The 13156-nt window shown below is 47.6% G+C and carries 10 protein-coding genes and 1 rRNA gene; all 11 read left to right on the top strand.

From position 1 onward, the window contains the following. Nucleotides 1-284 precede the first annotated feature (284 nt). Nucleotides 285-1004, top strand: a complete 720-nt coding sequence (locus DWY63_RS05240) for a GntR family transcriptional regulator (protein ID WP_055220242.1) — start codon at nucleotides 285-287, stop codon at nucleotides 1002-1004. Continuing rightward, nucleotides 1001-1687 carry a deoxyribose-phosphate aldolase gene (gene deoC / locus DWY63_RS05235; RefSeq protein ID WP_055220244.1) on the top strand — a complete coding sequence of 229 codons (687 nt, stop codon included), beginning with the start codon at nucleotides 1001-1003 and terminating at the stop codon, nucleotides 1685-1687. The genes DWY63_RS05240 and deoC overlap by 4 nt, the downstream gene beginning before the upstream one ends. A gap of 143 nt (nucleotides 1688-1830) precedes the next feature. Next, nucleotides 1831-2892, top strand: a complete 1062-nt coding sequence (locus DWY63_RS05230) for an NAD(P)-dependent alcohol dehydrogenase (protein WP_055220247.1) — start codon at nucleotides 1831-1833, stop codon at nucleotides 2890-2892. A gap of 32 nt (nucleotides 2893-2924) precedes the next feature. After that, a complete protein-coding gene (locus DWY63_RS05225; protein WP_055267686.1) occupies nucleotides 2925-3869 on the top strand; it encodes a CobW family GTP-binding protein in 945 nt (314 codons plus the stop codon). A gap of 171 nt (nucleotides 3870-4040) precedes the next feature. Next, nucleotides 4041-5123: a hypothetical protein gene (locus DWY63_RS05220; RefSeq protein ID WP_117510090.1), complete on the top strand. Its 1083-nt coding sequence runs from the start codon at nucleotides 4041-4043 to the stop codon at nucleotides 5121-5123. Between the two features lie 191 nt (nucleotides 5124-5314). Then, the gene (clpB, locus tag DWY63_RS05210; RefSeq protein WP_055220290.1) at nucleotides 5315-7921 is read left to right on the top strand and encodes an ATP-dependent chaperone ClpB; all 2607 of its coding nucleotides are present in this window, start codon (nucleotides 5315-5317) and stop codon (nucleotides 7919-7921) included. Beyond that, nucleotides 7918-8091, top strand: a complete 174-nt coding sequence (locus DWY63_RS05205) for a DUF4250 domain-containing protein (RefSeq protein WP_022461670.1) — start codon at nucleotides 7918-7920, stop codon at nucleotides 8089-8091. Before clpB ends, DWY63_RS05205 begins: the two co-directional genes overlap by 4 nt. Before the next feature lie 206 nt (nucleotides 8092-8297). After that, on the top strand, nucleotides 8298-9938 hold the full coding sequence (locus DWY63_RS05200) for a TIM barrel protein (RefSeq protein WP_158555011.1): 1641 nt from the start codon (nucleotides 8298-8300) through the stop codon (nucleotides 9936-9938). Nucleotides 9939-10150: 212 nt separating this feature from the next. Further along, nucleotides 10151-12427: a hypothetical protein gene (locus DWY63_RS05195; protein WP_117801536.1), complete on the top strand. Its 2277-nt coding sequence runs from the start codon at nucleotides 10151-10153 to the stop codon at nucleotides 12425-12427. A gap of 286 nt (nucleotides 12428-12713) precedes the next feature. After that, nucleotides 12714-12887, top strand: coding sequence for a hypothetical protein (locus DWY63_RS17935; protein WP_158568326.1), 174 nt, complete (start codon nucleotides 12714-12716; stop codon nucleotides 12885-12887). A gap of 119 nt (nucleotides 12888-13006) precedes the next feature. Beyond that, nucleotides 13007-13156, top strand: a 16S ribosomal RNA gene (locus DWY63_RS05190); the annotation flags it as partial.

Genomic DNA, 13156 nt, shown 5'->3' with positions numbered 1-13156 from the left:
TAAAAAATTTGTAACAAAAATTTACACCGCAGAAAGAGAGATTTGCTTCTGGAGAATGGAAGTATTTCGCAGACAGCAGAAAAAAGAAGATTCATGCAGAGCAGATGTGAGTCATAAAGAAATGACATGCGTCTGCCTTTTTTCTGTGCGTCTGGCAGAGTATGTGTCGGTGACAAAGCAGAAAACAGGAACTCTTCTTTGGGACTCGATTGTGCCGTCAAAATATGGTATACTGCAAAAAGGATCAAAAAGCGGATATTGATATTTCACGGGAGGGGAAGAAGATGAAAAATGCACCGGCTTATGTGAAGGTTTACAGCAGACTGAAAAACGAGATCAATAAGGGAACATATCCTGTCGGGGGATTTCTGCCGAAGGAGTGTGAACTGGAGAAAATCTATCAGGTCAGCCGTACTACGGTACGGAATGCAGTAAAGATGCTGGTGCAGGAGGGACTGGTTGAGGTTCGCCAGGGTTCTGGAACGAGGGTGCTGAATCATAAGGCAATTCAGAATTATAACAAGGTCACATCGGTCACGGAATCCCTGATGAAAAAAGGATATCGGGTAACGACGTCAGATATGATGATCGACATCATTTCGGCGGACAAACAGCTCGCCGATGAACTGGAAATTCCGGAGGGAACCAGCGTGGCGAGGATTCAGCGGCTGCAGCTTGCGGATGAAGAGCCTGTTACGCTGATGGAAAATTATATCGAATATGCGAAAGTCCCTGGCATCGAGGCGTATGAGAATCAGTTTGTAGCGCTGTATCAGTTTCTGGAGGAGAAATTCGGCTTGCAGATTGATGAGACACGAGACAGAATTTCAGCGAAATCCGCGACCTTTATGGAAGCCCAGGTTCTGAAAACGGAGCCGAAGGATGCGCTTCTTGTGGTGCACAGAGTCACCTACTGGCAGAACCGGCCGGTGAGCATTGACCACGTGCGGATCATCGGAAGCAAGTACGAGGTGGAGATTTCGGGAAAAGGACGGAGTAAATGAGCGATGAGACAGAAGAACAGAAGAAACTGATGCGGCAGATTGATATCAGCTGTGTACAGGCATTTCATACAATGGATGAAATTGATGCGATGGTGGAGCTGGCAAAGAAATATCGTCTGGCTGCTGTGTTTACCTTGCCGGCGTTCAGCGCCCATGTGGCAGAACGGCTGCAGGACACCAGAGAAATCCATGCGGGAGGCGTGGTAAGCTTTCCGGGCGGCGGAGATACGACCGGACAGAAGAAGCGGCAGGCAAAAGAACTGTGGGAGGCTGGCTGCCGGGAAATCGACATGGTGATGAATCTTACGGCATTCAGAAGCCACGAATTTTCTTATGTAAAAGAAGAACTTCTGGCCATCCGGGAGCAGGTGCCTTCGGCGATTTTTAAGGTGATCATCGAGGCACCGCAGCTGACGGAGCAGGAAATCTGCCAGGCAGTGGATCTGTGTGTGGAAGGCCGTGCGGATTATGTAAAGACGAGCACCGGATGGTATCCCGGCTGTCCTTCCACCGTGGAGCAGGTTCGAATCATGAGCCGTGAAGCCGCCGGTCGCATTCAGATCAAGGCCGCCGGTGGAATCCGCAGTCTGGAAACTATACAGGAAATGCAGAAAGCCGGCTGTAGCCGTTTCGGTATGGGAATGCGGTCGGTACAGAATTTGATAAAAAGTATCTATAAGTAATCTATTGTGCAAAAGCTATAAAAAAGTCACGGAATATTCTACGATATTCCGTGACTTTTCTGTTGAATTAGTAACCTATTAGTGATATATTCGAATCATAGGAATCGATAAATCATTAACAATCTGAAAGGAGAGCAAAAGATATGAAAGGTTATGCAATGCTGAAAATCGGTGAATCCGGATGGATCGAGAAAGAACGCCCGAAATGCGGGCCGATGGATGCCATTTGCCGTCCACTGGCAGTTGCCATCTGCACATCAGATGTCCACACTTTATGGGAAGGGGCCATCGGTGACCGTCATAACATGATTCTGGGCCATGAGTGCTGTGCAGAGGTTGTGGAAGTCGGAGAGCTCGTAAAAGATTTCAAACCGGGAGACCGGGTTCTTGTGCCGGCCATCACTCCGGACTGGAATTCTCTGGAAGCACAGGCTGGTTATTCCATGCACTCCGGCGGAATGCTGGCAGGCTGGAAATTCTCCAACTTCAAAGATGGTGTCTTTTCTGAATTCTTTCATGTAAATGATGCCGATGGAAACCTTGCGCTGCTTCCGAAAAACATCAATGTTGTCGACGCGTGCATGCTTTCCGATATGGTGCCGACCGGATTCCACGGCGTAGAGCTTGCCGATGTACAGTTTGGTGATACAGTTCTTGTCATCGGAATCGGACCAGTTGGTCTGATGTCGGTAGCCGGAACGAATATGCGCGGCGCATCGAGAATCATTGCTGTCGGAACGAGACCGGTCTGCGTAGAAACGGCAAAAAAATACGGCGCAACGGATTTTGTCAGCTACAAGAACGGACCGATTTTCCAGCAGGTACTTGATATGACAGATGGAAAAGGTGTTGATAAAGTAGTCATCGCCGGCGGTGGTGTAGAAACCTTTGCAGAAGCAGTAAAATGCCTGAAACCGGGCGGAAAGATCGGAAATGTAAACTATCTTGGATCCGGTGACAACATTGATATTCCGCGTGTAGAGTGGGGCGTTGGAATGGGTCACAAACAGATTAACGGAGGCCTGATGCCTGGCGGAAGACTCCGCATGGAAAAACTGGGAGCTCTTGTTTCGGCAGGCAAGCTGGATGTCAGCCCGCTGTCCACACATGTGTTTGATGGATGGGATCATCTGGAAGAAGCACTGTTCCTCATGAGAGATAAACCGAAGGATTTAATCAAACCAGTCGTTAAATTGGCTGACTGATGATTTGAAAATTTGACTGAAAAAGGAAACGTATGAAAATATTGATCGTATCCGGCTTTTTGGGCGCGGGAAAAACAACATTTATCAAACGGCTGGCCAGGAACGTCGATCAGCGGTTTGCCATACTGGAAAATGAATATGGAGCCGCAGGAATCGACGGCGCACGTCTTGGCCAGAACCGGCAAGGAACGCAGAAAAATGTATGGGAAATGACAGAGCAGTGCATCTGCTGCATCGGGAAAAAGGATTTTGCAGCATCCGTGCTGACCATTGCCAATGTGGTAGACCCGGAATACCTGATCGTAGAACCGACAGGCGTCGGAAGTCTCGCCCGGATTATAGAAAATCTGCGTCAGATCGAGTACGAGAGAATTCAGCTTCTCTCGCCGGTCACTATTGTGGATGTTTACAGTTACCGCCGCTATATGGCGGAATATCCCGAGCTGTATCAGGATCAGATCCGAAGCGCGGATACGATCATTGTTTCCAAAACAGAAGCATGCCAGGCGGAAGAAAAACAGCGCATCCAGAAATTTCTGCAGGAAATTAACCCGCAGGCAAAAATCATCACGGATTATGCATCCACGATGACACGGGAAGATTACCAGAGCCTGCTGCTGGGCGGCCGATATGAGAAAGAAGTACAGGATACGCAGAGCGGCGAAAAGATGCCGGAGACCTTCTCCTTCGAAAATATCCGAATGGAGGCACCGGAAACCCTGTGGTGTTTTCTGGAACAGATCATTCGCGGAGCGTTTGGAAATATCATCCGTGCAAAAGGACAGTTCGCAGCCGGAGACCAGTTTCTCCAATTTGATGTCGCCGATCACCGCTACAGCATCACCGGCACAGAACAGAAAAACGCCGGCCAGGCTGTGTTTATCGGAAACGATATGAACGAAGATGCGATCCGGCAGTATTTTAAGAAATGCGCCGGAAACCAGAAAATGAAATATGCTGCCCGTCATGTATCATAAAGTAAATAGGAAAAAGAGATTGCGGAGTCCTGCCAAAACAGGGTTTCGCAATTTTGGTTTTTACAGAAAGATTCAACTGAAAAACGAAGGATAGGCAAAAACGAAAAATTACGCTAAAATAAACATACAAGTATTTCAAATAAAACAAAAGAAAAATCAGGGGGATCTGATATGGAGGAACAGAAAAGAAGACGGGAAAGAAAATCAGCGGCATACTGGTTGAGCAAAAGCTCGATTTTATATCCGATCTGTATCTTGTATGTGATGTATGTGAAACAGGTTGAGGTATATATTACAGAATGTTCCGTCCATATTTCGTCGGGGACAATGCTTTTTGCCTATGCGCTGTGCCTGATTTTGTGGCTGGCCTCACCCATTCGAAGCTACTGCGCAGATGGAACTGCAAATGAAGTTTTATTCTATACATTTCCGCCGAGCATACTGATGCTGTTTTTATTTGCCCAATATTCACTGAAAATTGTGTTGTTTCTTGCAGTGCTGGATGGGATATTTCTTGTTACGGTTTTAAGAGATTTACATAGAAAAAAACGAAAATATTCTCCGAAAAAATTCTGGAGATTAAAAAGAAGTGACTTAAACGCATTTCTGTTTGTTTCAGTATGCGTGAGTATGGTACCGACTTGTATGATGATATATTGGAAGCTTGAGTCTCCGTCCGGAGTGGCAGAACTTTACGAACGAAAAAAGGACTATAATCTCGTCCAGAATCAGGAGAACATTTTTCAGGAAAATAAAGAATTTCTGCTGAGCTTAAAGGAGAGCGAATGGAGGCAAAAAACACTGGAAGAAAGAACAATTGCAGCGCAGAAGATGGTACGGCTTGAAACAGAACGACTTGGAATTCCCGAAATTCCGCTGTATGTGAAAGAGACAGGATCATCGAATTGCGTTGCATTATATAATAATGAAGAGAACGAAATATGGTATGCTCCAGAGCATTTAACATCTCAGACAGCAGAAGAATTTTTTACGGGAATTTGCGAAGAATGTTATCATGGAATGGAGTATTATCTGCTGGAGCGAATGGACTGGAATTCGGAAATGGCGAATACTGCTTATTTTGAAGAAATGAGGAAGTGGAAACTAAATGATAATCGCTACATATCTGGACGCGACGAGGGCGATTCGTTTGAAGCATATCAATCACAGCCGCTGGAAGCATCTGCCAAAAAGTATGCCAGTTCCGAAACAGAGGCACTGATTCATTTTATTGCTGTGTACGGCGATGAATAAAAATCTTTTAGGGGGGGGAGGGAGAAAAGGAGCGTCGGGAAAAATAAAAAAAATTAGCACTCACCTCTTGACAGTGCTAATAACTAGTGTTATAGTACGACTAGAACAAAGAAAGAAAAGAAAATTCACATCAACGCTCTTTTTGTTCGGAGCGAATGTTAGCACCCAAATAGATAAGGAGGAAGCCGATTATGAATATCAGTAAATTCACACAAAAATCGCTGCAGGCTGTACAGGACCTGGAAAAGACCGCATACGATTTCGGCAACCAGGAAATAGAGCAGGAGCATCTGTTGTATAACCTCCTGCATCAGGACGACAGCCTGATTCTGAAAATGATCGAAAAGATGGAAATCAACAAAGATCATTTTCTGAACCGTGTCGAGACGGCGCTGAACGACCGCGTCAAAGTATCCGGCGGTCAGCCGTATATCGGTCAGTATCTGAATAAAGCATTGATAAATGCTGAGGATGAGGCGAAAGCCATGGGAGACGAGTATGTTTCCGTAGAACACCTCTTCCTGGCAATGCTGAAAAACCCAAGCCCGTCCATGAAAAAACTGTTTCAGGAGTACGGCATCACAAGAGAACGTTTCCTGCAGGCATTAAGCACCGTGCGCGGAAACCAGAGAGTTACCACCGACAACCCGGAGGCAACATACGACACCCTGGAAAAATATGGACAGGATATCGTAGAAAAAGCCAGAAACCAGAAAATGGACCCGGTTATCGGCCGTGATACCGAAATTCGGAACGTTGTCCGTATCCTGTCCCGTAAGACAAAAAACAATCCGGTTCTGATCGGTGAGCCTGGTGTTGGTAAAACCGCAGTCGTAGAAGGCCTGGCCCAGCGAATCGCCAACGGCGATGTACCGGAGAGCCTGAAAGATAAAACCATTTTCTCCCTCGATATGGGAGCCCTGGTAGCCGGAGCAAAATACCGCGGCGAATTCGAGGAGCGTCTGAAAGCCGTTCTGGAGGAAGTCAGAAAGAGCGACGGAAAAATCATTCTGTTTATCGATGAGCTGCACCTGATCGTCGGCGCCGGAAAGACCGACGGCGCGATGGATGCCGGAAACATGCTGAAACCTATGCTGGCACGAGGCGAACTGCACTGCATCGGTGCCACAACGCTGGATGAGTACCGCCAGTACATCGAAAAAGATGCCGCCCTGGAGCGCCGTTTCCAGCCGGTTCAGGTTGATGAGCCGACCGTAGAGGATACGATTTCCATCCTGCGTGGCTTAAAAGAGCGCTACGAAGTTTACCACGGCGTAAAAATCACCGACGGTGCCCTCGTTGCAGCCGCAACCCTTTCGAACCGTTACATCAGCGACCGTTTCCTGCCGGATAAAGCAATCGACCTGGTCGACGAGGCATGCGCTCTGATCAAGACAGAACTGGATTCCATGCCGGCCGAGCTGGATGAGCAGCGCCGTAAGATTCTGCAGATGCAGATCGAGGAAGCCGCACTGAAAAAAGAGACCGACAATCTGAGCCGCGAGCGTCTGGAAACACTGCAGAAAGAGCTGGCTGAGTTAAAGGATACCTTCAATTCTGCAAAGGCACAGTGGGAAAATGAAAAGAGTTCCGTTGAGAAACTGTCCAAACTGCGTGAGCAGATCGAGGACATGAACCGCCAGATCCAGAAAGCAAAGAATGATTACGATCTGAACCGCGCCGCTGAACTGCAGTACGGTGAACTCCCGAAATTACAGCAGATGCTGGAAGCAGAAGAGAAAAAAGTTAAAAATGAAGATCTCTCACTGGTACACGAGAGTGTAACGGATGAAGAGATTGCCAGAATTGTCTCCCGCTGGACCGGAATCCCGGTTGCAAAACTGACCGAAGGCGAGAGAACTAAGATCCTCGGCCTGGAAGATGAACTTCACACGAGAGTTATCGGCCAGAATGAAGCAGTCACCAAGGTTTCGGATGCGATCATCCGTTCCAAAGCCGGAATCAAGGATCCGACAAAACCGATCGGTTCGTTCCTGTTCCTTGGACCTACCGGTGTCGGTAAAACAGAGCTTGCGAAAACGTTGGCAGAAAAGCTGTTTGATGATGAGAACAACATGGTTCGAATCGATATGAGTGAATACATGGAGAAATACTCCGTCTCCCGTCTGATCGGAGCGCCTCCGGGATATGTAGGCTACGAGGAGGGCGGCCAGCTGACTGAGGCAGTGCGCAGAAAACCATATTCTGTTGTTCTGTTCGATGAGATCGAGAAAGCGCATCCGGACGTCTTCAACGTTCTGCTGCAGGTACTCGATGACGGCCGTATCACCGACTCCCAGGGCCGTACCGTAGACTTTAAAAATACGATCCTGATCATGACCTCCAATATCGGATCCCAGTATCTGCTGGACGGCATTCAGGATGACGGCAGCATCTCCGAAGAGGCGAGAAACCTGGTCATGCAGGATCTGCGTGCACACTTCCGTCCGGAGTTCCTGAACCGTCTGGATGAAACAATTATGTTCAAACCATTGACAAAAGACAACATTGGTCATATCGTAGATCTGTTGCTGAAAGGACTGAACAAACGTCTGGCAGACCAGGAGCTTACCGTCGAACTGAGCCCGGCTGCAAAACAGTTTGTCATTGAGGGCGGCTACGACCCTGTTTACGGCGCCCGTCCATTGAAACGTTTCGTACAGAAAGAGGTAGAAACCAGCACCGCAAAACTGATCCTTGGCGGTCAGGTCAGCGAGGGCGATACGATCCTTCTGGATGTGGAAAACGGCGGCCTGAAGGCAATGATCAAACCAGGTGTGGAGGTAGTAGACGAATGATGCCGAAAGATCCCGTAATGCTGCTGAGCTATGTCAATACGCAGTTAAGAGATTTTTACCCGTCGCTCGCAGAATTCTGCGCGGCCATGCAGACAGAGGAATCCGATCTGCGGGAAAAACTGGCGCTCATCGACTATGAGTACGATGAGAAAACGAACCAGTTTGTGTAAGAATAACCAGGCCCTGAAAAAAATGGCGGAAAAAGGCGTTCCGTATGTGGAAAAAACACATACGGGGCGCCTTTTTTACGCAAAGCGTGTTTCTTATAACTGACAGGAAAAATCATATCTATAATAGAAGAAATGTGGTAAAATGGAGGAAAAGAAAATCCGCTGAAAATGGGGAAACAGCGGATCTGGAGAAGGAGGAAACCAATATGTATTTTGGTGTACAGATGTATGGGGTATCCAAAGAATGGAAACAGGATCCCGAAGGATTTTTAAAGAAAATCTATGAGGCAGGCTACCGCCAGATCGAGCCGTGTCTCGGATTCCGTGTTGATGCCAGGGACTACGGTTTCTGGATCCCGGAGGATCTGGAGCAGGCAATGCCGTTGCTTGCAAAATACCACATTGAGGTTCATGCGGTCCACATTTTCCTGGATGAATACCACTATGAAAGAGAACTTGCCATTCTTACAGAACTGGCGCAGAAATACCACATTTCCTGGTTTGTCGTAAAGAGCCCGGCACGCCTGACAAAAGATGTTCTGGACGAAACCGCTGCAAGATACCGCGAACTGGCAGAAGAACTGGAAAAAGCCGGAGCAGGTCTTCTGATTCACAACGAAAAAGAAGATATCTGTATCCGCGTGAATGGAAAAACAGCGTACGAATATCTCCTGGAAGCCTGCGGTGAAAAAGTCGGAGCAGAAGTAGATGTCGGCTGGATGTACTGCGGCGGCGTCGACCCGGAAGAGTTCCTCTGGGCGCATGCGGACCGAGTCAAAGCCGTTCATTATAAAGATATGAAAATCACCGGCCAGGAAGCGCCGCTTGGAAAAGGCATGGTTGATCTGAAAGCCTGCTTCCAGTTCGCCCGTGCAAACGGTGCACTGCAGATTGTGGATATGGATGCGGCAACACTGGAGGATACCTGCCGCGCCGGAAAAATGCTCTCCGGATGGACAGGGGACAGAGACAACACCGACAGCATTCTCTGCACGATGGATGTGGAGACCGGAGAAGAAACCGTGCTGCATGAGTTTCCGGGAATCATCGAGGCACCGAACTGGCTGAACGATGGAAACACCCTGCTTTATAATGCGGATGGAAAAATCTACCGCTATGAGATCGACAAAGACCATGTGGAGCAGGTTGATACCGGTTTCTGCGTGCAGTGCAACAATGACCACATTCCGTCACCGGACAACCAGCTGCTGGCGGTAAGCTGCATGCCGCCGGAACTCACAGATGGAACGTATGAATCCCACATCTACGTGCTCCCGATGACAGGCGGTGAACCAAAAGACCTCACCGGACCGGGTCTCAGCTATCTGCACGGCTGGTCGCCGGACGGAAAAGAGCTTGCGTACTGTGCCTTCCGCAAAAAGCCGGAGGAGGAGACTATGCGCATTGAGATCTGTACGATTCCATCAGACGGCGGCGAGGAAACCTGCCTGACGGACGGCAAAGGCTACAACGACGGTCCGGAGTATTCACCGGACGGAAAGCACATCTGGTTCAACAGCACCAGAAGCGGTCTGATGCAGGTATGGCGGATGAACCGTGACGGCAGCGGTCTCACCCAGATGACCGATTTCGATGCCAACAACTGGTTCGGCCACGTTTCGCCGGATGGAAAACACGTCATTTACCTGACCTTCGCTAAAGGTGAGCTGGAACCGAATGAGCATCTGCCGAACATGTATGTATCGCTTGGAATGATGGATTATGACGGACAGAATAAGAAAAAAGTGCTGGATCTTTTCGGCGGCCAGGGCAGTATCAACGTCAACTCCTGGGCACCGGACAGCCGCAGAATTGCGTATGTGAAATATGTGCTTCATCACAAATAAAGGAATATCTTAAGAAAATCTGACGGGCCGTAAAAATTCATGGAAGTATTGTGAAAAAACGTTGAAAGTATTTTAGCGGAAATGCACAAGAATTCTTACGAATTTTTACGGCCCGTTGACTCTTTTTCTGACACACGTATAATGAAAGTAACAAGAGAAACTGTGGCCCCTGGCGGCTGCAAAACAATCAAAAGGAAAGGAGGATTTGTGTTATGAAGAAAACGAAAAAAATGCTTTCGTTTGTACTGTCCATGCTTCTGATCGTGACGATGTTCCCAACCATGGCATTCGCAAAAGAGGAAGCCAAAACGTGGAAGTTCGGAGAGCTTTCGCTGAAAGCAGGCGACGTTCTCGGCAAAGATACGGAGATTAAAAATGATGCAGAGAACAGAGAAATCCGAATACTTTCAGAAAAAACAAATCCGGATGAAAAGAAAGATCAGAAAGATGACAAAGAAAGAATAAAAACAGAAAAAGAGGCTGTGATCGCAGCGGCGGCTTCCTGGAATCTGAAGGATCTTACGGAAAAGGCCAAAAAGGCTCCGGCAGATTATCTGCTTAAAAAGGCAGACAGCTGGAACGGAAGCTGGATTGTAACAAAGATCGCAGAAACGGAAACAAAAGATGCCATTGAAATCCAGATAAGAACCTATGAGTACGCAGCTGTAACAGAAATCCAGGGCATACCGAAAGAAATCCCGGGAACCACCGCACTGACGGGCAAAGCAGTTCCAGAAAATGCAGATCAGAAACAGATCACATGGGAAATCACGGATGCCGGAATGACAGGTGCTGTTTTAGACGGCACAAACCTGAAAGTAACGAATGCCGGAACCGTAAAACTTCTGGCGACAATCAAAGACGGAAAGAAAACCGGCGTTGACTTCACACAGGAATTCACTGTGATTGTAAAAGCCGCAGATTACACCAAAGTAACAGAAGCGCTGGCGCTGATACCGGAGGACATGGGCCGGTATACAGAAGAAAGCGCGGCAGCTGTTCAGAAAGCAAAAGATGCGGTAAAAGAGAACCTGCCATCAGCTGAACAGGAAACCGTAAATGGTTATGCGGCAGCCATTCAGACAGCAGTAAACACACTGACGCTTCTTGGCGCAGATTACACAGAAGTTGATGCAGTACTTGCCAAAGTTCCGGGAGATCTTTCTATCTATACGGAAGAGAGCGTGGAAGCACTGAATGCAGTCATTGCATCCATCGACCGCACCAAAACGATAGAAGAGCAGCAGGCAGTTGATGCTTATGCGGAAGCACTGGAGAATGCAATTGCAGCACTGGTACGCAAACCGGTTCCGGCAGATTATCAGGGAGTGGAAGAACTCCTGGGAAAGATTCCGAAAGACTTATCCATTTATACCGAAAAGAGTGTAAAAGCACTGAATGCGGCAAAAGAAGCCATTGTATGGGATCTGGATGACAGCAGGCAGGAGGAAGTCGATCAGTTTGCAGAGAACCTGAAAGCAGCTCTTGACGGACTGACCCTGAAACCGGCGGACTACAGCACCGTAGACGCGGCTCTTGCCAAAGTTTCGAATGATCTGAGTATTTATACGGAAGAAAGCATTCAGCCGCTTCAGACAGCGATCAACAGCGTAGAAAGTGGAAAAACCATTCTGGATCAGGCAGAAGTAGACGGCTGGGCAGCAGCAATTGAAAATGCACTGGCAGGACTGCAGGTTCGGAAAGCAGATTATTCCAAAGTAGAGGAAGCCATCAAAAAGATTCCGGCGGACCTCCGTCTGTATACCGATGCGTCTGTAAAAGCACTGGAAGATGCAAAGAACAGCGTCGTAACCGAGCGGCCGGTCACAGAGCAGGAGAGCGTAGACGGTTACGCAAAAAAGATCGAGGCAGCGATTGCCGGCCTTACGTATAAAGATGCGGACTACAGCAAAGTAGATGCCGCAGTGAAGAAGATTCCAAACGATCTGAAGAAATACACGGACGAGAGCGTAAAAGCAGTCAATGATGCAAAAGCAGCGATTGTACGCGGAAAGAATATCACGGAGCAGAAGACGGTGGATGGTTATGCGGCAGCGCTGGAAAAAGCGATTGCCGGCCTGAAACAGAAACCGATGACTGCGCAGAATCTTCCGAAGATTACCAAAGGAGTCAATCAGTCAGGTATGCAGGGCAAGGAGCTTTCCTTCACCGCAGATTTTGAAGCAAAGGATCTCAAAAAGGTTCTCATCGACCAGAAAGAGATTGATGCGAAGAATTATGTGACGGCTGGAAAAGAGAATACGCAGGTTACGCTGAAGGCAGAGTATACAAAGAGTCTGGCAGAAGGCAAGCATACGATTTCGATCGTTTCAAGCAAGGGCCAGGCGGATACCGTATTCTATCTGAAGAAAGCAACAAAGAGTCCGGACACGGGAGACCGCACACAGGTGATGCTGTGGGTGATCCTGCTCGGCGTTTCTGCAGCAGCAGTGGTCGGAGCAGTTGTTTATCGTAAACGTGAGAAATAAGAGTTGAAAGGGAAAGGGCGCCGGAAGGCGCCTTTTCTTTTGGACGGTTTCGGATAGATTGTAAATAGTCAGATAAAATACAAAATATGCAGAATTAACTATATTTTTCTAAAAATAAGAAAATTCGAAAAAAGGTGTTGACTTTTGCTTTGGGCGGTGTTATTATAACTAAGCTGTCAGCGAGAGCTGATGCGAATGAGTTTCTTTGAAACAGAAAAACCTAGTTCGGAGCCGGGTGGCTGCCGCGGGTTGGAAAAACTGCTTCAAAAAAACCTGAAAAAAGTTCTTGACAAAAGCAAACGAGTTTGATAGAATAAACGAGTTGCTGATCGAGAGAACAGCAAAGAAGTTCGAAAGAGCTTCAAAAAATAAATTAAAAAAGTTCTTGACAAACGAAAAGCTCTGTGATAAAATAAACGAGCTGATCCGAGTCGGAACGGCAGAGATCCTTGATAATTAAACAGTGAAACACATCCTCGAAAGTTCTGAATAAGTAATTCAAAACGATCGAAAGATCCTTTAAAACAGTAAAAGGGATAAATTAGCTAGTATGTTGATTTTGAACTTGGAACAAATCTTTTATCAGAGAGTTTGATCCTGGCTCAGGATGAACGCTGGCGGCGTGCTTAACACATGCAAGTCGAGCGAAGCGGCTGAATTGATTCTTCGGATGATTTTCAGTTGACTGAGCGGCGGACGGGTGAGTAACGCGTGGGTGACCTGCCCCAT

The organism is Blautia sp. AF26-2 (assembly GCF_003460955.1).
In the GTDB taxonomy this organism is placed as follows: Bacteria; Bacillota; Clostridia; order Lachnospirales; family Lachnospiraceae; genus Fusicatenibacter; species Fusicatenibacter saccharivorans.
This window is presented reverse-complemented; position numbering and strand designations above follow the sequence as displayed.

Excerpts from the sequence above, each read along its gene's own strand:
- DWY63_RS05240 (WP_055220242.1), top strand. The coding sequence starts at position 285 with ATGAAAAATGCACCGGCTTATGTGAAGGTTTACAGCAGACTGAAAAAC.
- deoC (WP_055220244.1), top strand. The coding sequence starts at position 1,001 with ATGAGCGATGAGACAGAAGAACAGAAGAAACTGATGCGGCAGATTGAT.
- DWY63_RS05230 (WP_055220247.1), top strand. The coding sequence starts at position 1,831 with ATGAAAGGTTATGCAATGCTGAAAATCGGTGAATCCGGATGGATCGAG.
- DWY63_RS05225 (WP_055267686.1), top strand. The coding sequence starts at position 2,925 with ATGAAAATATTGATCGTATCCGGCTTTTTGGGCGCGGGAAAAACAACA.
- DWY63_RS05220 (WP_117510090.1), top strand. The coding sequence starts at position 4,041 with ATGGAGGAACAGAAAAGAAGACGGGAAAGAAAATCAGCGGCATACTGG.
- clpB (WP_055220290.1), top strand. The coding sequence starts at position 5,315 with ATGAATATCAGTAAATTCACACAAAAATCGCTGCAGGCTGTACAGGAC.
- DWY63_RS05205 (WP_022461670.1), top strand. The coding sequence starts at position 7,918 with ATGATGCCGAAAGATCCCGTAATGCTGCTGAGCTATGTCAATACGCAG.
- DWY63_RS05200 (WP_158555011.1), top strand. The coding sequence starts at position 8,298 with ATGTATTTTGGTGTACAGATGTATGGGGTATCCAAAGAATGGAAACAG.
- DWY63_RS05195 (WP_117801536.1), top strand. The coding sequence starts at position 10,151 with ATGAAGAAAACGAAAAAAATGCTTTCGTTTGTACTGTCCATGCTTCTG.